The sequence below is a fragment of the Qipengyuania nanhaisediminis genome (assembly GCF_045862805.1).
GTDB classification, from domain to species: Bacteria; Pseudomonadota; Alphaproteobacteria; order Sphingomonadales; family Sphingomonadaceae; genus Erythrobacter; species Erythrobacter nanhaisediminis_A.
Genome location: NZ_AP025760.1, coordinates 2,139,258 through 2,157,094, shown reverse-complemented (window position 1 = coordinate 2,157,094; position 17,837 = coordinate 2,139,258). Strand labels below are relative to the sequence as shown.

At 63.1% G+C, this 17,837-nt stretch carries 29 protein-coding genes; all 29 read left to right on the top strand.

The window, feature by feature from the left end; translation table 11 throughout:
• Positions 1-65 precede the first annotated feature (65 nt).
• Entirely contained in the window at positions 66-1,241 is a 1,176-nt protein-coding gene (gene tuf, locus ACKTSM_RS10455; RefSeq protein WP_407874592.1) for an elongation factor Tu, read from the top strand.
• A 320-nt stretch (positions 1,242-1,561) separates the two neighbouring features.
• Positions 1,562-1,873, top strand: coding sequence for a 30S ribosomal protein S10 (gene rpsJ / locus ACKTSM_RS10450; protein WP_006831877.1), 312 nt, complete (start codon positions 1,562-1,564; stop codon positions 1,871-1,873).
• A gap of 307 nt (positions 1,874-2,180) precedes the next feature.
• Positions 2,181-2,987 carry a 50S ribosomal protein L3 gene (gene rplC, locus ACKTSM_RS10445; RefSeq protein WP_407874591.1) on the top strand — a complete coding sequence of 269 codons (807 nt, stop codon included), beginning with the start codon at positions 2,181-2,183 and terminating at the stop codon, positions 2,985-2,987.
• Positions 2,988-2,990: 3 nt separating this feature from the next.
• The gene (gene rplD, locus ACKTSM_RS10440; protein WP_407874590.1) at positions 2,991-3,614 is read left to right on the top strand and encodes a 50S ribosomal protein L4; all 624 of its coding nucleotides are present in this window, start codon (positions 2,991-2,993) and stop codon (positions 3,612-3,614) included.
• Positions 3,607-3,915 (top strand): 50S ribosomal protein L23, encoded by a 309-nt coding sequence (locus ACKTSM_RS10435; RefSeq protein ID WP_407874589.1) that lies wholly within the window; start codon positions 3,607-3,609, stop codon positions 3,913-3,915. The genes rplD and ACKTSM_RS10435 overlap by 8 nt, the downstream gene beginning before the upstream one ends.
• An 8-nt stretch (positions 3,916-3,923) precedes the next feature.
• A complete protein-coding gene (rplB, locus tag ACKTSM_RS10430; RefSeq protein WP_300595238.1) occupies positions 3,924-4,760 on the top strand; it encodes a 50S ribosomal protein L2 in 837 nt (278 codons plus the stop codon).
• Positions 4,761-4,766: 6 nt separating this feature from the next.
• The gene (gene rpsS / locus ACKTSM_RS10425; RefSeq protein ID WP_165197486.1) at positions 4,767-5,042 is read left to right on the top strand and encodes a 30S ribosomal protein S19; all 276 of its coding nucleotides are present in this window, start codon (positions 4,767-4,769) and stop codon (positions 5,040-5,042) included.
• A complete protein-coding gene (gene rplV, locus ACKTSM_RS10420) occupies positions 5,042-5,419 on the top strand; it encodes a 50S ribosomal protein L22 (protein ID WP_407874588.1) in 378 nt (125 codons plus the stop codon). Before rpsS ends, rplV begins: the two co-directional genes overlap by 1 nt.
• Positions 5,420-5,422: 3 nt before the next feature.
• Positions 5,423-6,118, top strand: coding sequence for a 30S ribosomal protein S3 (gene rpsC / locus ACKTSM_RS10415; RefSeq protein ID WP_407874587.1), 696 nt, complete (start codon positions 5,423-5,425; stop codon positions 6,116-6,118).
• 11 nt (positions 6,119-6,129) lie between these two features.
• Positions 6,130-6,564 carry a 50S ribosomal protein L16 gene (gene rplP / locus ACKTSM_RS10410; protein ID WP_407874586.1) on the top strand — a complete coding sequence of 145 codons (435 nt, stop codon included), beginning with the start codon at positions 6,130-6,132 and terminating at the stop codon, positions 6,562-6,564.
• Positions 6,564-6,773: a 50S ribosomal protein L29 gene (gene rpmC / locus ACKTSM_RS10405; protein WP_407874585.1), complete on the top strand. Its 210-nt coding sequence runs from the start codon at positions 6,564-6,566 to the stop codon at positions 6,771-6,773. Before rplP ends, rpmC begins: the two co-directional genes overlap by 1 nt.
• Before the next feature lie 10 nt (positions 6,774-6,783).
• On the top strand, positions 6,784-7,086 hold the full coding sequence (gene rpsQ, locus ACKTSM_RS10400; RefSeq protein WP_407874584.1) for a 30S ribosomal protein S17: 303 nt from the start codon (positions 6,784-6,786) through the stop codon (positions 7,084-7,086).
• Positions 7,087-7,158: 72 nt separating this feature from the next.
• On the top strand, positions 7,159-7,527 hold the full coding sequence (gene rplN / locus ACKTSM_RS10395; protein ID WP_010411138.1) for a 50S ribosomal protein L14: 369 nt from the start codon (positions 7,159-7,161) through the stop codon (positions 7,525-7,527).
• 2 nt (positions 7,528-7,529) lie between these two features.
• Positions 7,530-7,850, top strand: coding sequence for a 50S ribosomal protein L24 (gene rplX / locus ACKTSM_RS10390; protein ID WP_407874583.1), 321 nt, complete (start codon positions 7,530-7,532; stop codon positions 7,848-7,850).
• On the top strand, positions 7,843-8,421 hold the full coding sequence (rplE, locus tag ACKTSM_RS10385) for a 50S ribosomal protein L5 (protein ID WP_407874582.1): 579 nt from the start codon (positions 7,843-7,845) through the stop codon (positions 8,419-8,421). Before rplX ends, rplE begins: the two co-directional genes overlap by 8 nt.
• 42 nt (positions 8,422-8,463) lie before the next feature.
• The gene (gene rpsN, locus ACKTSM_RS10380) at positions 8,464-8,769 is read left to right on the top strand and encodes a 30S ribosomal protein S14 (protein WP_407874581.1); all 306 of its coding nucleotides are present in this window, start codon (positions 8,464-8,466) and stop codon (positions 8,767-8,769) included.
• Positions 8,770-8,780: 11 nt separating this feature from the next.
• A complete protein-coding gene (rpsH, locus tag ACKTSM_RS10375) occupies positions 8,781-9,176 on the top strand; it encodes a 30S ribosomal protein S8 (protein WP_407874580.1) in 396 nt (131 codons plus the stop codon).
• Positions 9,176-9,709 (top strand): 50S ribosomal protein L6, encoded by a 534-nt coding sequence (gene rplF / locus ACKTSM_RS10370; RefSeq protein WP_407874579.1) that lies wholly within the window; start codon positions 9,176-9,178, stop codon positions 9,707-9,709. The genes rpsH and rplF overlap by 1 nt, the downstream gene beginning before the upstream one ends.
• Before the next feature lies 1 nt (position 9,710).
• Positions 9,711-10,055, top strand: coding sequence for a 50S ribosomal protein L18 (gene rplR, locus ACKTSM_RS10365; RefSeq protein ID WP_407874578.1), 345 nt, complete (start codon positions 9,711-9,713; stop codon positions 10,053-10,055).
• On the top strand, positions 10,055-10,894 hold the full coding sequence (gene rpsE / locus ACKTSM_RS10360) for a 30S ribosomal protein S5 (protein ID WP_407874577.1): 840 nt from the start codon (positions 10,055-10,057) through the stop codon (positions 10,892-10,894). Before rplR ends, rpsE begins: the two co-directional genes overlap by 1 nt.
• Positions 10,895-10,900: 6 nt before the next feature.
• Entirely contained in the window at positions 10,901-11,086 is a 186-nt protein-coding gene (rpmD, locus tag ACKTSM_RS10355; RefSeq protein WP_407874576.1) for a 50S ribosomal protein L30, read from the top strand.
• Between the two features lie 161 nt (positions 11,087-11,247).
• Entirely contained in the window at positions 11,248-11,706 is a 459-nt protein-coding gene (locus ACKTSM_RS10350; protein ID WP_407874575.1) for a hypothetical protein, read from the top strand.
• A gap of 188 nt (positions 11,707-11,894) precedes the next feature.
• On the top strand, positions 11,895-12,383 hold the full coding sequence (gene rplO / locus ACKTSM_RS10345; protein ID WP_407874574.1) for a 50S ribosomal protein L15: 489 nt from the start codon (positions 11,895-11,897) through the stop codon (positions 12,381-12,383).
• Between the two features lie 150 nt (positions 12,384-12,533).
• On the top strand, positions 12,534-13,898 hold the full coding sequence (gene secY / locus ACKTSM_RS10340; RefSeq protein WP_407874573.1) for a preprotein translocase subunit SecY: 1,365 nt from the start codon (positions 12,534-12,536) through the stop codon (positions 13,896-13,898).
• A 75-nt stretch (positions 13,899-13,973) separates the two neighbouring features.
• A complete protein-coding gene (locus ACKTSM_RS10335) occupies positions 13,974-14,621 on the top strand; it encodes an adenylate kinase (protein WP_407874572.1) in 648 nt (215 codons plus the stop codon).
• Between the two features lie 65 nt (positions 14,622-14,686).
• A complete protein-coding gene (locus ACKTSM_RS10330) occupies positions 14,687-15,445 on the top strand; it encodes an SRPBCC family protein (protein ID WP_407874571.1) in 759 nt (252 codons plus the stop codon).
• A 318-nt stretch (positions 15,446-15,763) separates the two neighbouring features.
• Positions 15,764-16,132, top strand: coding sequence for a 30S ribosomal protein S13 (gene rpsM, locus ACKTSM_RS10325; protein WP_407874570.1), 369 nt, complete (start codon positions 15,764-15,766; stop codon positions 16,130-16,132).
• A gap of 59 nt (positions 16,133-16,191) precedes the next feature.
• Complete coding sequence (rpsK, locus tag ACKTSM_RS10320; RefSeq protein WP_007164597.1) at positions 16,192-16,581, top strand: 30S ribosomal protein S11; 390 nt, start codon at positions 16,192-16,194, stop codon at positions 16,579-16,581.
• A 125-nt stretch (positions 16,582-16,706) separates the two neighbouring features.
• Positions 16,707-17,762: a DNA-directed RNA polymerase subunit alpha gene (locus ACKTSM_RS10315; protein ID WP_407874569.1), complete on the top strand. Its 1,056-nt coding sequence runs from the start codon at positions 16,707-16,709 to the stop codon at positions 17,760-17,762.
• Positions 17,763-17,837 lie beyond the last annotated feature (75 nt).

Sequence of the window (17,837 nt, the reverse complement as noted above, 5' to 3'; positions counted from 1 at the left end):
CCTGATTCCGCGGGGCCGCCCTTTCTCCCGCACAGCAATCATTCCAAAAGAAGGTTATTAGAGAAATGGCGAAGGAAAAATTCGAGCGTAACAAGCCGCACGTCAATGTCGGCACCATCGGTCACGTCGACCACGGCAAGACCACGCTGACCGCAGCGATCACCAAGGTCCTGGGTTCGGCTGTCGATTTCGCTAACATCGACAAGGCTCCCGAAGAGCGCGAGCGCGGCATCACCATTTCGACCGCGCACGTCGAGTACGAGACGGACAACCGTCACTACGCGCACGTCGACTGCCCGGGTCACGCCGACTACGTGAAGAACATGATCACCGGTGCCGCCCAGATGGACGGCGCGATCCTGGTCGTGAACGCAGCCGACGGCCCGATGCCGCAGACCCGCGAGCACATCCTGCTTGCCCGTCAGGTCGGCGTTCCGGCTCTGGTCGTGTACATGAACAAGGTCGACCAGGTCGACGACGAGGAAATCCTCGAGCTCGTCGAACTGGAAGTCCGCGAACTGCTCAGCGAGTACGGCTTCGACGGCGACGACATCGCCATCGTCAAGGGTTCGGCCCTGGCCGCTCTCGAAGGTCGCGATCCGGAAATCGGTGAAAACTCGATCCGCGAACTCATGGCCGCTGTCGACGAAAACATCCCGCAGCCGGATCGTCCCGTCGACAAGGACTTCCTGATGCCGATCGAAGACGTGTTCTCGATCTCGGGTCGCGGTACGGTTGTCACCGGCCGCGTCGAAACCGGCGTCGTGAATGTCGGCGACGAAGTCGAAATCGTCGGCATCAAGGACACCACCAAGACGACCGTCACCGGCGTCGAAATGTTCCGCAAGCTGCTCGACTCGGGCCAGGCCGGCGACAACATCGGTGCCCTGATCCGCGGTGTCGCCCGTGAAGAAGTCGAGCGTGGCCAGGTTCTCGCCAAGCCGGGTTCGGTTACTCCGCACACCGAGTTCAACGCCGAAGTCTACGTGCTGTCGAAGGACGAAGGTGGCCGTCACACGCCGTTCTTCGCCAACTACCGCCCGCAGTTCTACTTCCGCACCACCGACGTGACCGGCGAAGTGATCCTTCCCGAAGGCACCGAGATGGTGATGCCGGGCGACAACGTGACCATCGGCGTCAAGCTGATCGCTCCGATCGCCATGGACGAAGGCCTGCGCTTCGCTATCCGCGAAGGCGGTCGCACCGTCGGCTCGGGCGTGGTCGCCAAGATCACCAAGTAAGCCGCTGCCCCTTCCGGGGGGACACGGACAAATTCGGGGGCCGGTTCGCGCAAGTGAGCCGGCCCCCAATTTGTGTGAGGCGGATTTCCCTGCGAACGCAGCGGAAACACGCCTGATCGCGGCGCGCGAAAATTCGGGCATGTTTCGGGGTTGCCAGAATCCCGGCCTGCCGATATACGCGCGCCAACCGCAGCGGAGATTCGTTTCCGTTGTAACGAAATTTGATTGGGCCGCCCGCAGAAGCACGAGCGACGCGGGGCTGGCCTTTTGTTTTTGAGAGCGGGAAACCGTTCTTTGGCTCTTTCGCATTGGTGTAGGTAATGGAAGCTCAGAATATTCGTATTCGCCTCAAGGCGTTCGACCACCGCGTTCTCGACCAGGCAACTGGCGAAATCGCTGACACGGCCCGTCGCACGGGCGCGCTTATTCGTGGCCCCATTCCCATGCCGACGCGTATCGAGAAGTTCACCGTGAACCGCGGCCCGCACATCGACAAGAAGTCGCGCGAGCAGTTCGAGGTGCGCACCTACAAGCGGCTGCTCGACATCGTTCAGCCCAACGCCCAGACGGTCGACGCGCTGATGAAGCTCGACCTGGCCGCCGGCGTCAATGTGGAGATCAAGCTGGCCTGAGCCGGTTGACCCGCCGTCCGTCGACCGGACGTGAAACGGTCGGACAGTTTGGGGCTCCACTGGCCCCGTCGGTCACAGCGACCGGCAAGACATTGGGATACCGCCGGACCCTTCCTTCACGGGAAACACGGTCCGGGCTGCGTCCCCCGTCTCGCCAAACCTCGCCACAGCGGCGAGGGGAGGCATCAGCCCGGACGGGGCGAATAGCAGCATAAAAATTTGGGCCGATTGGAATGCCAAGGAAGCGAGGCGTTCCGCACGCACCTCTGGGATGGTCCCTTGGGTGCCTCTGTAAGGAGTATGCACGATGCGCACAGGCGTGATCGCAAAGAAGGTTGGGATGACCCGCCTCTTCCAGGAGGACGGACGGCACGTGCCCGTGACGGTTCTCGCTCTGGAAGATTGCCAGGTCGTTTCGCACCGCACCGCTGACACGGACGGCTACTACGCCGTTCAGCTCGGCGCGGGCGAAGCAAAGCAGAAAAACGTCGCCAAGCCGCAGCGCGAGCATTTTGGCAAGGCCGGTGTCGGCCTCAAGCAGCGCGTTGCCGAATTCCGCGTCGAGAACGAAGACGGCCTCGTGCCGGTCGGTTCGCTGATCAGCGCCGATCACTTCGTTGCCGGCCAGAAGGTCGACATCACCGGTCACACCCAGGGTAAGGGCTTTGCCGGCGCCATGAAGCGCTGGGGCTTCGGCGGTCTTCGCGCCACCCACGGTGTCTCGATCTCGCACCGTTCGCACGGTTCGACGGGTAACCGCCAGGATCCGGGCCGCGTGTTCAAGGGCAAGAAGATGGCCGGCCACATGGGCGACCGTCAGCGCACCCAGATGAACCTCGAAGTGGTCCGCACCGACGCGACCCGCGGCCTGATCTTCGTCAAGGGCTCGGTCCCTGGCTCGAAGAATGGCTGGCTGATGGTTCGTGACGCCGTGAAGGTTTCGCAGCCCGACGATCTGCCGTTCCCCGGTGCCGTCGTCGAGACCAAGGCTCCGGCCAACGAAGCTCCTGCCGCCGAGACCCCGGTTGAGGAAACCGCAGGCGCAGACGCTGCCGCAGACACTCCCGCACCCGAAGCCAGTGCTCCGGCCGCGGAAGAGAAGAAGGAAGACTAAGCCATGAAGGTGAAGGTCCAGAAAATCGACGGGAAGGCCTCGGGCGATATCGAACTGTCTGACGACGTGTTCGGTGTGACCCCGCGTGCCGATATCCTGCACCGGGTCGTGACCTGGCAGCTCGAGAACCGCCGTGCCACCGCACGCCCGACGCGCGAGCGTTCGGACGTTGCGCGCACCGGCAAGAAGTTCGGTGCCCAGAAGGGTTCGGGCGGCGCTCGCCACGGCGATCGCGGCGCTCCGATCTTTATCGGCGGCGGCAAGGCTCACGGCGCGCGCAAGCGGGACTTCGAGCAGTCGCTCAACAAGAAGATCCGCGCACTCGGCCTGAAGATGGCGCTCTCGACCAAGGCCAAGGACGGCCTCGTCGTCCTCGACAGCCTCGAGCTCAAGGATGCCAAGACGAAGGCGCTCAAGGGTCACTTCGACAAGCACGGCTTTGCCGGCAAGGTCCTGGTGATCGACGGCGAGAACGTGAACGACGGCTTCAAGAAGGCTGCCGGCAACATCCCGGGCGTCAACGTGCTCCCGGCGCGTGGTGCCAACGTCTACGACATCCTCAACCACGACACGCTGATCCTGACCAAGGACGCGGTCGAAAAGCTGGAGGCGCGCTTCAATGGCTAAGAAGGACAGCATCGACGCGCGGCACTACGACGTGATCCTCGCACCCCACATCACCGAAAAGTCGACGATTGCGTCGGAAAACAACGCGGTGGTGTTCAAGGTGGCGAACGACGCGACCAAGCCGCAGATCAAGGAAGCAGTCGAGGCGATCTACGACAAGAAGGTCGTCTCGGTGAACACCATCCTCACCAAAGGCAAGACGAAGCGCTGGAAGGGCAAGCCCTACAAGCGTTCCGACTTCAAGAAGGCGGTCGTCCGTCTCGCTGACGGCGAGATGATCGACATTACCAGCGGTATCTGAGGCGGATCATGGCACTCAAGAACTACAAACCGACAAGCCCCGCACGGCGCGGCCTCATCCTGGTCGACAAGTCGGGCCTCCACAAAGGTGGTCCGGTCAAGTCGCTCACCGAAGGCAAGCGCAAGACCGGCGGCCGTAACAACAAGGGCCATGTGACCAGTCGCGGTATCGCGGGTGGCCACAAGCAGAAGTATCGCTTCATCGACTTCAAGCGTCGCAAGTGGGATGTCCCCGCGACCGTCGAGCGGATCGAATACGACCCCAACCGGACCGCTTTCATCGCGCTGATCAAGTACGAAGACGGCGAACTGGCCTACATCATCTGCCCGCAGCGCCTTGCTGTCGGTGACACGGTGGTTGCCGGCGAGAAGACCGACACCAAGCCTGGCAATGCCATGCTGCTCGGTCAGATGCCGGTCGGCACGATCTGCCACAATGTCGAGATGAAGCCGGGCAAGGGCGGCCAGATCGCCCGTTCGGCAGGCGCCTATGTCCAGCTCGTCGGTCGTGACCGCGGCATGGTCATCGTGCGGCTCAACTCGGGCGAGCAGCGTTACCTGCGCGCCGATTGCATGGGTACGGTTGGCGCGGTCTCGAACCCCGACAACCAGAACCAGAATTTCGGCAAGGCCGGTCGCACCCGCTGGAAGGGTCGCCGTCCGCTTACTCGCGGTGTCGCAAAGAACCCGGTCGATCACCCGCACGGTGGTGGTGAAGGCCGCACCAGCGGTGGCCGTCACCCGGTTACCCCGTGGGGCAAGCCGACCAAGGGTGCCCGCACCCGCAAGAACAAGCAGACGGACAAGATGATCATCCGTTCGCGTCACGCGAAGAAGAAGAGGTAAGACACGATGGCACGTTCCGTCTGGAAAGGTCCGTTTGTCGAACTCAGCCTGCTGAAAAAGGCAGAGGACGCACAGGAAGCGAACAGCACCAAGCCGATCAAGACCTGGTCGCGTCGCTCCACCATCCTCCCGCAGTTCGTGGGTCTGACGTTCAACGTCTACAACGGCCAGAAGTTCATTCCGGTCTCCGTTTCGGAAGAAATGGTCGGCCACAAGCTTGGCGAGTTCGCGCCCACGCGCAACTTCCCGGGCCACGCGGCTGACAAGAAGGGCAAGCGATAATGGGCAAGGCAAAGTCTCCCCGTCGCGTGGCCGACAACGAGGCGCTCGCCGTCGGCACCACGATCCGTGGTTCGGCGCAGAAGCTCAACCTCGTTGCCGAGCTCATCCGCGGCAAGAAGGCCGAAGAGGCCATGAACATCCTCTCCTTCTCGAAGAAGGCGATGGCGAAGGACGCCAGCAAGGTTCTCGCTTCGGCGATCGCCAATGCGGAGAACAACCACGATCTCGACGTCGACGCTCTCGTCGTTGCCGAGGCTTCGGTGGGCAAGTCGATCACGATGAAGCGGTTCCACACCCGTGGCCGCGGCAAGTCGACCCGCATCCTGAAGCCGTTCAGCAAGCTGCGCATCGTCGTTCGCGAACAGGAAGAGGCGTAAACCATGGGCCAGAAGAGCAATCCGATCGGTCTGCGCCTGCAGATCAACCGCACCTGGGACAGCCGCTGGTACGCCGAAGGGCGTGACTATGCCGGTCTGCTCGCCGAGGACATCAAGATCCGCAAGTACATCCTCGAGAACCTGCCGCAGGCAGCGATCTCGAAGGTGGTGATCGAACGCCCGGCCAAGCTGTGCCGCGTGTCGATCTATGCTGCGCGTCCGGGCGTCATCATCGGCAAGAAGGGCGCGGACATCGAGAAGCTGCGTTCCAAGCTGAGCACGATGACCGAAAGCGAAGTGAAGCTGAACATCGTCGAGATCCGCAAGCCGGAAATCGACGCCAAGCTCGTCGCCCAGGGCGTCGCTGACCAGCTGGTCCGCCGTGTCGCTTTCCGCCGCGCGATGAAGCGCGCCGTGCAGTCCGCGCTGCGTCTGGGTGCCGAAGGCATCAAGATCGTTTGCGGCGGCCGTCTCGGCGGTGCCGAGATCGCCCGCGTGGAATGGTACCGCGAAGGCCGCGTGCCGCTTCACACGCTGCGCGCCAACATCGACTATGCCGAGACCGAGGCGCTCACCGCCTACGGGATCATCGGCATCAAGGTGTGGATCTTCAAGGGCGAGATCCTCGCTCACGATCCCACCGCGCAGGACCGCCTGATGATGGAAGCCCAGACTTCCGGCGTCCGGCCTGCACGTTGAGGTAACTGACAATGCTGCAACCGAAGAAAACCAAGTATCGCAAGGCCTTCAAGGGCAAGATCAAGGGCGACGCCAAGGGCGGCACCACGCTGAACTTCGGCGCCTATGGTCTCAAAGCTCTCGAGCCCGAGCGTATCACCGCGCGCCAGATCGAAGCCGCGCGTCGTGCCATCACCCGCGCGATGAAGCGCCAGGGCCGCCTGTGGATCCGCGTCTTTCCCGACGTGCCGGTCTCCAAGAAGCCTGCCGAAGTGCGTCAGGGTAAGGGCAAGGGCTCGGTCGAATACTGGGCTGCTCGCGTCAAGCCGGGCCGCATCCTGTTCGAACTCGACGGCGTCGACGGCAAGGTTGCCGCGCTCGCTTTCGAACGCGCCGCGATGAAGCTGCCGATCAAGACCAAGGTCGTCGCCCGTCTCGGCGACACCTCGCACCTGGGAGGCGAATAATGGCCAATCTCGAAGATCTTCGCACGAAGACCGATGACCAGCTGTCCGCCGAGCTCACCGAGCTCAAGCGCGAGCAGTACAACCTGCGCTTCCAGGCTGCCACCAACCAGCTCGAAAAGCCTTCGCGGATCCGCGAAGTGCGTCGCACGATCGCTCAGATCAAGACGCTGCAGAACGAGCGCGCGGCAGCCGCCAAAGCCAAGGCGTAAGGAGTAGACAATGCCGAAACGTATCCTGATCGGGACTGTCACCTCCGACAAGACCGACAAAACCGTGACCGTTCTGGTCGAACGCAAGGTGAAGCACCCGCTCTACGGGAAGATCATCCGTCGTTCGAAGAAGTATCACGCTCACGACGAAGCCAACGAGTACACCATCGGTGACGTCGTTCGCATCGAAGAGACCAAGCCGATCTCCAAGACCAAGACCTGGGCCGTCAAGGACCGTGTCGTGGCCGGCGGAGTGCAGGCGATCGAAGCGGATCTGGACGTCGCCGAAGCGACCCCGGGCGCCGCAGAGTAATTTGACGAACGGAACTGCCTTGCCCCGGTCAGCATCGGGTGTCTCGGCAAGCCAAGAGAAGGAACCGGATCAATGATCCAGATGCAATCCAATCTCGACGTCGCGGACAATAGCGGCGCAAAGCGCGTCCAGTGCATCAAGGTGCTGGGCGGCTCGAAGCGCCGGTTTGCCTCCGTCGGCGACGTGATCGTGGTTTCCGTCAAGGAAGCCCAGCCGCGTGCCAAGGTGAAGAAGGGCGACGTCCACCGTGCCGTCATCGTTCGCACCAAGAAGGACGTCCGCCGTCCCGATGGCAGCGTGATCCGCTTCGACAGCAACGCCGCTGTCCTGGTCAACAAGAGCGAGGAGCCCATCGGCACCCGTATCTTTGGCCCGGTGGTGCGCGAACTGCGCGGTCGCGGCTTCATGAAAATCATTTCGCTCGCTCCGGAGGTGCTCTGACCATGGGTGCTGCAAAAATCCGCAAGGGTGACGAGGTCGTCGTGCTCTCGGGCAAGGACAAGGGCCGCACCGGCACCGTCCAGAAGGTCCTGCCGAAGGATGGCAAGATCATCGTCGAGGGCGTCAACGTCGCCACCCGCCACGTCAAGCCCAGCCAGGCCAATCCGCAAGGTGGCATCGACCGTTCGCCGGCTCCGATGCACATCTCCAAGGTTGCCCTCGCCGATCCCAAGGATGGCAAGCCCACCCGCGTCCGTTTCGAAGAGAAGGACGGCAAGAAGGTGCGCGTTGCCGTGAAGAGTGGGGAGGTCGTCAATGACTGATTACACGCCCCGGCTGAAAGCCAAGTTCGAAGACGAAATCGTCAAGGCGATGACCGAGAAGTTCGGTTACACCAACCGTCTTCAGGTCCCGCGCCTCGAAAAGATCACGCTCAACATGGGCGTGGGCGAAGCGAGCCAGGACAAGAAGAAGGTTCAGGTCGCTGCCGAGGAAATGGCCCTGATCGCCGGTCAGAAGCCGGTCATCACCAAGGCCAAGAAGTCGATCGCTCAGTTCAAGCTGCGCGAAGGCATGCCGATCGGTTGCAAGGTCACCCTGCGCCGCGAACGCATGTACGAATTCCTCGATCGCCTCGTGACGATTGCCATGCCCCGTATCCGCGACTTTCGCGGTGTGAACGCCCGTTCGTTCGACGGTCGCGGCAATTACGCGATGGGTCTCAAGGAACAGATCGTGTTCCCCGAGATCAGCTACGACAAGATCGATAAGGTGCGCGGGATGGACATCATCATCACGACCACCGCCAAGACCGACGAAGAGGCGCGCGAATTGCTGCGTCTGTTCGGCTTCCCTTTCCAGGGCGAAGCCGGCGAAGACAAGAAGGCCGCGTAAGCGCGCCGTGAACGAGACAGACAGGAAGAGAGCTTAAGTCCAATGGCGAAACTGAGTTCGATCAACAAGAACGAGCGTCGCAAGAAGCTCGTGAAGCAATACGCAGCCAAGTACGAGAAGCTGAAGGCTATCGCTAACGATGAATCGCTCGACGAGAGCGAGCGTCTGATCGCGCGCCTGAAGATGGCCGAGATTCCGCGCAATGCGAATCCGACCCGCGTGCGCAATCGCTGCGCCACCACCGGCCGCCCGCGCGGCTATTACCGCAAGTTCGGCATCAACCGCATCGAACTTCGTGAACTCGGCAACCGGGGCATGATCCCCGGCCTGACGAAGTCGAGCTGGTGAGGAACTGACAGATGGCTATGACCGATCCCCTGGGTGACATGCTCACCCGCATCCGCAACGGCCAGCAGGCGAAGAAGGATTCCGTCCTCTCGCCCGCTTCCAAGCTGCGTGCGAACGTCCTCGAAGTGCTTCAGCGCGAAGGCTACATCCGTGGCTATTCGGAAGACGAGAGCGGCAAGCACCCCGCGCTGCGGATTGAACTGAAGTATTTCGAAGGCGAGCCGGCGATCAAGCACGTCGCGCGCGTTTCCAAGCCGGGCCGCCGCGTCTATTCGGGTTCGAAGGAACTTCCGACCGTGCGCAACGGCCTTGGCATCACCATCGTCTCGACCCCGCGCGGTGTCCTCTCGGATGCCGAAGCACGCGAAAACAAGGTCGGTGGCGAAGTGCTCGCGGAGGTCTTCTGATGAGCCGCATCGGCAAGAAACCGGTCGCAGTCCCCAACGGGGTGACGGCCAATATCGAAGGCGACACGCTGACGGTGAAAGGCCCCAAGGGCACGCTCACCATGGGTCTGTCCGATCTCATCGACTACAAGGTCGAGGGTGACGAGATCCACGTGAACCCGGCCAACGACACCAAGCAGGCGCGCTCCTACTGGGGCATGCAGCGCACGCTGGTGGCCAACCTGGTCGAAGGCGTGACCGAAGGCTTCACCAAGACGCTCGAGATTTCGGGTGTCGGTTACCGTGCCAAGGCCCAGGGCAAGACCCTGAAGCTCGAGCTCGGCTTCAGCCACGATGTCGACCTCACCGTGCCGGAAGGTATCGAAGTGAAGACCCCGGACCAGACCACGGTCGAGATCTCGGGCATCGACAAGCAGGCCGTTGGCCAGTTCGCCGCTGAAATCCGCGAATTCCGCAAGCCCGAACCCTACAAGGGCAAGGGCATCAAGTATCGCGGCGAGTACATCTTCCGCAAGGAAGGGAAGAAGAAGTAAGATGGCAAAACTTTCTCTCTTTGAACGGCGCCGCCGCCGTGTTCGCACCGCGCTCCGTGCGCGTTCGGGCGACAAGCCGCGTCTGTCGGTGCACCGCACCGGCCGCCACATCTACGCGCAGATCATCAATGATGCCGAAGGCCGCACCGTGGCCTCCGCTTCGACGCTGGGCGCGAAGAATTCGGGCGCCAATGTCGATGCCGCCAGCCAGGTGGGCAAGGACATCGCCGCTGCCGCCAAGAAGGCCGGCGTGACCAACGTCGTGTTCGATCGCGGCGGGTTCCTGTTCCATGGCCGCGTCAAGGCGCTGGCCGATGCCGCTCGCGAAGGCGGGCTGGAGTTCTGATGATGGCTGACGACAAGAAAACCACCGAAGCGGAAAACACCGCAGCGGCAACCGAAACGGCCGCGACCGAGAACGCTGCTCCGGCAGCGACCGAGACCCCGGCTGTTGCCGAAACGCCGAGCGAGGCCGCTGACAACCAGAACCCGGCGCAGGAGCCGAGCGCTCAGCCGACCGCCGAAGCCAAGACCGAAGAGCAGCCCCGCCAGGGCCGTGGTCGTGGCCGTGGTGGCAACCGTGACGGCGGTGGCCGTGGCCGTGGTGGCCGCGACAATCGTCGTGGCGGCCGCCGCGAGGAAGAAGATGACGGCATCATCGAGAAGCTGGTTCACATCAACCGCGTCTCGAAGACGGTGAAGGGCGGCAAGCGCTTCGGTTTTGCAGCGCTCGTGGTTGTCGGTGACGGCCAGGGCCGCGTCGGCTTCGGCCACGGCAAGGCCCGCGAAGTGCCCGAGGCGATCACCAAGGCGACCGCTGCCGCGCGCAAGAAGATGATCCGCGTGCCTCTCAAGGAAGGCCGCACGCTGCACCATGACGGCAATGGCCGTTTCGGTGCCGGCAAGGTCACCGTTCGCACCGCGCCTCCGGGTACCGGCATCATCGCCGGCGGTCCGATGCGCGCCGTGTTCGAGAGCCTCGGCGTTGCCGACGTGGTGACCAAGTCGGTCGGCACCTCGAACCCGTACAACATGATCCGCGCCACCTTCGAGGCGCTGCAGGACCAGACTTCGCCGAAGTCGGTTGCGCAGCGTCGCGGCAAGAAAGTCGCCGACCTCCTGGGTCGCGGCGGCCAGGTGAGCGAAACCGAAGCAGAGGCCGACGCCGCTGCTATCGTGGAGTAAACGACAATGGCTGGAAGCAAGACCATCAAGATCAAGCAGGTCGGTTCGCCGATCCGCCGTCCCGAAAGCCAGCGCAAGATCCTCATCGGTCTTGGGCTCAACAAGATGCACAAGGTCGTCGAACGCCAGGACACCCCTGAAGTTCGCGGCGCTGTCGCCAAGATCCCGCACCTGGTCGAAATCGTCGACTAGGCACGCCGATCATGGGCAGATGCAACGAAAGGCCGTCCCGCGAGGGGCGGCCTTTTCGTTTGCAGCGCGTCTCCCACACATTGGTGCGAATTTGGCCGATGGGCGTGCCGCGTGGTAATTTTGGCCCGAACCGGCGAATCGCGAAGGGGAGGGGGATCATCATGTATGGACGTTGGACGAAATCGGGCCTTGCACTGGCGGGCGTGGCGGCTCTTGCGCTGGGCGCGGGCGCGCCGATCACCGCGCAGGGCGTGTACGAGCAGGAGGTGAACCGCTTGCTCGACCTCACTCGCAACATCGCCAGTTCGCGGGGCTTCTCCTCGACCCATTCGCGTCACAATGGCCAGCTCAACCAGGGCCAGGAAGAAACGGTCACGCTCGATCTGAGCGCCGGCATGAGCTACATGATGGTGGCCCAGTGCGATCGCGATTGCTCGGATATCGACCTGTGGCTCTATGACGAGAACGGCAACCTCATCGACGAGGACGTGCTGGTCGACGACACCCCGATCGTGAACGTGACACCGCGCCGGTCCGCGCGCTTCTCGCTGCGCACCGGGATGATCAATTGCTCGGTGCAGCCGTGTTATTACGGCATCGGGGTCTACGGCTCGAAATAGGCCGCGCACCTGCGCCGCATGTCCCGGCCGGCTAGCGCATATCCGGCCGCAAATGGCGGCGCGGGCCACCGCGATCCTTGGCTCTGCGGGAACAATGCTTGCACCTCGCGGCAAGCTCGGCTATCGGCGCCGCTTCCAACAGCGCGCAGCCCCGTGGTGGGGCCGTCAGAAAGCGAAAGCGAGTGCACATGAAACTCAACGATATCCGAGACAATGATGGTGCCCGTAAGGTCCGCGTCCGCAAGGGCCGCGGTATCGGTTCGGGCAAGGGCAAGACCGCCGCACGCGGCCAGAAGGGCCAGAAGAGCCGGTCGGGCGTCGCCATCAAGGGCTTCGAAGGCGGCCAGATGCCGCTTCACATGCGTCTTCCCAAGCGCGGCTTCAACAACCCGTTCGGCAAGGATTATGCCGAGGTGAACATCGGCATGGTCCAGAAGTTCATTGACGCCAAGAAGATCGACGGCAAGAAGGACATCACCGAAGAGACGCTGCGCGCAGCCGGCCTCGTTCGCGGTGGCAAAGACGGTGTCCGTCTGCTCGGCAAGGGCGAGATCAAGGCCAAGGCCAAGTTCGTCGTCACCGGCGCCACCAAGGGCGCGATTGCCGCAGTCGAAAAGGCCGGTGGCAGCGTCGAAGTGACCGCGCCCAAGAAAACCGACGCCAAGGCCGACGCCTGATAGCCGTTTCCTCGCCGGGTGCCGGATCATCGCCGGTGCCCGGCAAAGGGGAAATATCGCCGCGGGGGTTCGACAAGTCCGCCCGCGCTACCTATCTAGGCCGTCGCAGCCGGGATAGCCGGCACAGATTCTAGGATCGATTGACAGACAATGGCATCACGCGCCGACAACATCGCCAGCAATCTGAACCTCGGCAATTTTGCCCAGGCGACCGAATTGCGCCAGCGTATCTGGTTCACCATTGGCGTCCTGATCGTCTTCCGCTTCCTCAGCTTCGTCCCGCTTCCGGGTATCAACCCGCTCGCGCTCGACCAGCTGGCGGCGCAGACGCAGGGCACGATCATCGACCTGTTCAACACCTTCACCGGCGGTGCGCTCGCCAATATGAGCCTCATCGCGCTCGGCGTGATGCCGTACATCACCGCCTCGATCGTGGTGCAGATGGCAAGCGCGCTGCACCCGACGCTCGCCGCGCTCAAGAAAGAGGGCGCGACCGGGCGGCAGAAGCTCAACCAGTACACCCGTTACGGCACGGTCTTCCTGTGCGCGATCCAGGGATGGTTCCTGGCGACGGGGCTGGAAAGCTTCGCGTCGTCGCAGGGCATCGCCGCGGTGGTGCAGCCGGGCTACATGTTCCGCGTCGGCGCGGTCATCAGCCTTGTCGGCGGGACCATGTTCCTGCTGTGGCTCGGTGAGCAGATCACCAGTCGCGGGATCGGCAACGGCGTGTCGCTGATCATCATGGCCGGCATCGTCGCCCAGTTCCCGACCTTTGCCGTCAACATGTTCGAAGGCGGACGCACCGGCGCGATTGCGCCGACCATCATCATCGCCTTCATCGTCATGGTCGTCGGCCTGATCCTGCTCATCAGCTTCGTCGAGCGCGCCCAGCGCCGCCTGCTGATCCAGTATCCCAAGCGCGCGACCCAGCAGGGCATGATGCAGGCGGATCGTTCGCACCTGCCGCTTAAGCTCAACACCGCCGGCGTCATCCCGCCGATCTTCGCGTCCTCGCTGCTGCTGCTGCCGCTCACCATCAGCTCGTTCGCGGGCAATTCGGTCGACACCACCAGCGCGTTCGGCCAGACGGTGGTGACGCTCAACCAATATCTCGCGCATGGTCAGCCGATCTACATGCTGCTCTATGCCGCCGGGATCATCTTCTTCTGCTTCTTCTACACCGCGGTCGTGTTCGACCCGGAGGAGACCGCGGACAATCTCAAGCGCAATGGCGGGTTCATTCCCGGCATCCGTCCGGGCAAGCGCACCGCCGACTATCTCGAATATGTGCTCACCCGCATCACCGTGGTCGGCGCGGCCTATCTGACCTTCGTCTGCGTCGTGCCCGAATACATGATTGCCCAGACCGGCATCCCGCTGTTCCTGGGCGGCACCAGCCTGCTGATCGTCGTCAACGTCACCGTCGACACCATCAGCCAGGTCCAGTCGCACCTGCTGGCACACCAGTATGGCGACCTCATCAAGAAGGCCAAGCTCAAGGGGCGCAAGCGCTAGGCAGCAGGTTCGTTCATCCGTAAGGCCGGCCGCGCACCGCGAAGACGGTCGGGCCGCAACAGGGGATCAGGGTTCGTGAACATCATTCTTCTTGGACCTCCGGGGGCGGGCAAGGGCACCCAGAGCGCCGGGCTCGTCGAGCGGCACGGGATGAAGCAGCTTTCCACCGGCGATATGCTGCGCGCCGCCGTGAAGGCGCAGACCCCGGTCGGGGTCGAAGCCAAGGCGGTGATGGATCGCGGCGAACTGGTCTCGGACGAGATCGTCTCCAAGCTGATCGACGACAACCTGGCTGACATGCCCGACGACCAGGGCGCGATCTTTGACGGATATCCGCGCACCGAAGCGCAGGGTCAGCAGCTCGACGGCATCCTTGCAAGGCATGGCCGCAGTCTCGACCACGTGATCGAGCTCGAGGTCGATGTCGATGCGCTGGTCGAACGGATCACCGGGCGTTTTTCCTGTGCCAAGTGCGGCGCGCTTTACCACGACACCGCGAATCCGCCGTCGAAAGAGGGCGTGTGTGACGTGTGCTTCGCCACCGAGTTCAAGCGCCGTCCGGACGACAACGAGGAAACCGTGCGCACGCGGATGGACGAATACCGCGCCAAGACCGCTCCGATCCTGCCCGGCTACGAAGCTCGCGGGATCGTCACCCGGGTCGACGGCATGGCCGATATCGAAGTTGTCGCCAAAGCAATCGACGCGGTGCTCGCCGGCTGATCGGGGTTTCCTCTCGGCGCGCAAGGCTTTAACGAGGGCCGCGCAACCGAAAGGACACGAAACCCTTGCGCCACACCCTCACATTCATCGCTGCCGCGTTCGCCGCGGCGACCAGCGCTCCTGCCGCCGCCGAGGTGGTGACCGCCGAAAACGGTCATTTCGTCACCCGCGCCGAAGCAATCGTCGAAGCCGATCCCAAGGCTGTGTGGCTGGCGCTCATCAGCCCGGCGCGCTGGTGGTCGGACGAGCACACCTGGTCCGCCGATGCCGCCAATTTGAGCCTCGTCCCGCAGGCGGGCGGATGCTTTTGCGAAAAGATCCCCGAAGTCGACGAGCCCGGGCGCTTCACGCTCGAAGGCAGCGTCGAGCACATGCGCGTCATCCAGGCCTATCCCGAGGTCGCCTTGCGGATGCAGGGCGCGCTTGGCCCGCTCCAGAGCGAACCGGTCACCGGCGTGCTCACCATCGCGATCAGCGAAGCCGATAATGGCACCCGGATCGTGTGGGAATACAATGTCGCGGGCGCGATGCGCTATCCGCTGCCGGTCATCGCGCAGGCGGTCGACGGGGTGATGACCTTGCAGTTGACGCGGCTCGGCAACGCGCTCGGCATGGTCGAGGCGCCCGCCGCCCCCGCAGCGCCGCCAGCGCCAGCGCCGGACCCGGCGCCCGATGGCGGCGATGCGCCCGAAGGTACCGGCCAGGATGGCATGGGCGAGGGCGGGGACGATGCCGCGATCGCGATCGATCCCGACGCGGTGCTCGAGGATCCCGAGAGTCCCAGCGCGGTCGACGAGGCGTTCGAAGATCTCAACGATGGTTAAGCCCGCAGGGTTTTGACCGGCGGGTCGTGGACGTGTATCACGATGGTTGAAATCGATGCGAAGCTGCCTATTTGGGCGGCTCGGTCGATATCGCGCGTCCCTGCGGTTGACCTTCTGGTCGAATCACCGTAAGCGCGCCTCTCATTCGACACGCCCGTAAAGGCTCAGGCGAATCCGGTCCGGCAGGCATTGCCCTCATGTGGTGTGCCATCCGGACTTTTGCCGTTTCAGGCCGGACCGTGGGTGGCGAGTGAATTGAGCGTCGAGATAGGGGGCAGGCCAAAGCCTGCACGACCCCTGTGGAGCATGGAGAATTAAGTGGCTCGTATTGCCGGGGTAAACATCCCCACCAACAAGCGCGTTATCATCGCGCTGACCTATATTCACGGAATTGGCCGCACCACGGCCGTCCAGATCGCCGACAAGCTCGGTATCCCGCATTCGGCACGTGTCCAGGACCTCACCGACGAGGAAGTCCTGCGCATTCGTGAAACGATCGATGCTGATCACACGGTCGAAGGCGATCTTCGTCGCAACACCGCGATGAACATCAAGCGCCTGATGGACCTGCGTTCCTATCGCGGCCTGCGTCACCGTAACCAGCTGCCCGTTCGCGGTCAGCGCACTCACACCAACGCCCGCACCCGCAAGGGCAAGGCCAAGCCGATCGCAGGCAAGAAGAAGTAAGCCGCCGGGGAAACCCGACAGGCTTTTTCCTTCTGACCGTTTTATAAGGAATAAGAACAATGGCACGCGAACCCGGCAAAGTAAGGCGCCGCGACAGGAAGAACATCACCAGCGGCGTTGCGCATATCAATGCCAGCTTCAACAACACCATGATCACCATCACCGATGCCCAGGGCAATGCCATCAGCTGGTCCTCGGCAGGCATGATGGGCTTCAAGGGCAGCCGCAAGTCGACCCCGTATGCAGCGCAGGTCGCTGCCGACGATGCCGGCAAGAAGGCCGCCGAACACGGTGTGCGCACCCTCGAAGTCGAAGTGAAGGGCCCGGGCTCGGGCCGCGAAAGCGCGCTGCGCGGCCTCGCCGCGGTGGGCTTCAACATCACCTCGATCCGCGACGTGACTCCGATCCCGCACAACGGCGTTCGCCCGTCCAAGCGTCGGCGCGTCTGATCCGAATTCGGTGCGGCGGCCCGTGCGGCCGCCGCTTCCCGACCGGGGCCGGAACACGCTGACGAGCGTTTCGGACCCAACCCAATTTACGAACCCGCTTGACGCAAGCGAATTAGGGGAAATCCATGTCCGTCAATATGAAGAACTGGCAGGAACTCAAGAAACCCAACGCTCTCGAAATCAAGGAAGGCGGCGACAAGCAGCGCAAGACCACCTTCGTGGCCGAACCGCTCGAACGCGGCTTCGGCCTCACTCTTGGCAATGCCCTGCGGCGCGTGCTGCTGAGCTCGCTCCAGGGTGCCGCGATCACCTCGATCAAGATCGAAAACGTGCTGCACGAATTCTCCTCGCTCGCCGGTGTGCGCGAGGACGTGACCGATATCGTCCTGAACGTGAAGCAGATCGCGCTCAAGATGGAAGGCGAAGGCCCCAAGCGCCTGCAGCTTTCGATGACCGGTCCGGCCGAAGTGAAGGCGGGCGACATCGCTGTCACCGGCGATATCGAGGTCATGAACAAGGACCTCGTGCTGTGCCATCTCGATGAAGGCGCGACGCTCAACATGGAACTGACCGCTGACGTGGGCAAGGGCTACTCGCCCGCGGTCCAGAACCGTCCGGCCGACGCGCCGATCGGGCTGATCCCGGTCGATTCGCTCTACAGCCCGGTGCGTCAGGTCAGCTACAAGGTCGAGAACGCGCGTGTCGGCCAGGAGCTCGACTACGACAAGCTCTCGCTCACCGTCGAAACCGATGGCACCGTCACCCCGGAAGACGCCGTGGCCTATGCCGCACGCATCCTCCAGGACCAGCTGACCCTGTTCGTCCACTTCGAGGACGGCATCCCGCAGCCGCAATCGGCGATGATCGGCCACGCCGCTCAGCCGCAGGAAGACGATGCCAACCAGCTCAACCGCTACCTTCTCAAGAAGGTCGACGAGCTGGAACTGTCGGTCCGTTCGGCAAATTGCCTCAAGAACGACAACATCATCTATATCGGCGACCTGGTCCAGAAGACCGAAGCCGAGATGCTGCGCACTCCGAATTTCGGCCGCAAGTCCTTGAACGAGATCAAGGAAGTGCTGTCGTCGATGGGCCTGCGCCTGGGCATGGACATCCCCGGATGGCCGCCTGAAAACATCGAAGAAATGGCCAAGAAGCTCGAACAAGAGCTGCTCGGCTGACCAAAGGCTCCGGCGGCGCGCCTCAAGCGCCGCCAGCTTTGGGGTACCTCGCACGGCCCCTCATCGAACTGAAGG

Bases quoted from the DNA above. Each gene is read 5' to 3' on its own strand.
- rpmC (WP_407874585.1), top strand. From the start codon at position 6,564: ATGGCCAATCTCGAAGATCTTCGCACGAAGACCGATGACCAGCTGTCC.
- rplD (WP_407874590.1), top strand. From the start codon at position 2,991: ATGAAGGTGAAGGTCCAGAAAATCGACGGGAAGGCCTCGGGCGATATC.
- rplV (WP_407874588.1), top strand. From the start codon at position 5,042: ATGGGCAAGGCAAAGTCTCCCCGTCGCGTGGCCGACAACGAGGCGCTC.
- rpsN (WP_407874581.1), top strand. From the start codon at position 8,464: ATGGCGAAACTGAGTTCGATCAACAAGAACGAGCGTCGCAAGAAGCTC.
- rpsH (WP_407874580.1), top strand. From the start codon at position 8,781: ATGGCTATGACCGATCCCCTGGGTGACATGCTCACCCGCATCCGCAAC.
- rplO (WP_407874574.1), top strand. From the start codon at position 11,895: ATGAAACTCAACGATATCCGAGACAATGATGGTGCCCGTAAGGTCCGC.
- rpsC (WP_407874587.1), top strand. From the start codon at position 5,423: ATGGGCCAGAAGAGCAATCCGATCGGTCTGCGCCTGCAGATCAACCGC.
- rplN (WP_010411138.1), top strand. From the start codon at position 7,159: ATGATCCAGATGCAATCCAATCTCGACGTCGCGGACAATAGCGGCGCA.
- rpsE (WP_407874577.1), top strand. From the start codon at position 10,055: ATGATGGCTGACGACAAGAAAACCACCGAAGCGGAAAACACCGCAGCG.
- rpsQ (WP_407874584.1), top strand. From the start codon at position 6,784: ATGCCGAAACGTATCCTGATCGGGACTGTCACCTCCGACAAGACCGAC.
- rpmD (WP_407874576.1), top strand. From the start codon at position 10,901: ATGGCTGGAAGCAAGACCATCAAGATCAAGCAGGTCGGTTCGCCGATC.
- rplF (WP_407874579.1), top strand. From the start codon at position 9,176: ATGAGCCGCATCGGCAAGAAACCGGTCGCAGTCCCCAACGGGGTGACG.
- secY (WP_407874573.1), top strand. From the start codon at position 12,534: ATGGCATCACGCGCCGACAACATCGCCAGCAATCTGAACCTCGGCAAT.
- rpsK (WP_007164597.1), top strand. From the start codon at position 16,192: ATGGCACGCGAACCCGGCAAAGTAAGGCGCCGCGACAGGAAGAACATC.
- rplX (WP_407874583.1), top strand. From the start codon at position 7,530: ATGGGTGCTGCAAAAATCCGCAAGGGTGACGAGGTCGTCGTGCTCTCG.
- tuf (WP_407874592.1), top strand. From the start codon at position 66: ATGGCGAAGGAAAAATTCGAGCGTAACAAGCCGCACGTCAATGTCGGC.
- rplE (WP_407874582.1), top strand. From the start codon at position 7,843: ATGACTGATTACACGCCCCGGCTGAAAGCCAAGTTCGAAGACGAAATC.
- rplB (WP_300595238.1), top strand. From the start codon at position 3,924: ATGGCACTCAAGAACTACAAACCGACAAGCCCCGCACGGCGCGGCCTC.
- rpsJ (WP_006831877.1), top strand. From the start codon at position 1,562: ATGGAAGCTCAGAATATTCGTATTCGCCTCAAGGCGTTCGACCACCGC.
- ACKTSM_RS10315 (WP_407874569.1), top strand. From the start codon at position 16,707: ATGTCCGTCAATATGAAGAACTGGCAGGAACTCAAGAAACCCAACGCT.
- rpsS (WP_165197486.1), top strand. From the start codon at position 4,767: ATGGCACGTTCCGTCTGGAAAGGTCCGTTTGTCGAACTCAGCCTGCTG.
- rplR (WP_407874578.1), top strand. From the start codon at position 9,711: ATGGCAAAACTTTCTCTCTTTGAACGGCGCCGCCGCCGTGTTCGCACC.
- rplC (WP_407874591.1), top strand. From the start codon at position 2,181: ATGCGCACAGGCGTGATCGCAAAGAAGGTTGGGATGACCCGCCTCTTC.
- ACKTSM_RS10435 (WP_407874589.1), top strand. From the start codon at position 3,607: ATGGCTAAGAAGGACAGCATCGACGCGCGGCACTACGACGTGATCCTC.
- ACKTSM_RS10350 (WP_407874575.1), top strand. From the start codon at position 11,248: ATGTATGGACGTTGGACGAAATCGGGCCTTGCACTGGCGGGCGTGGCG.
- rplP (WP_407874586.1), top strand. From the start codon at position 6,130: ATGCTGCAACCGAAGAAAACCAAGTATCGCAAGGCCTTCAAGGGCAAG.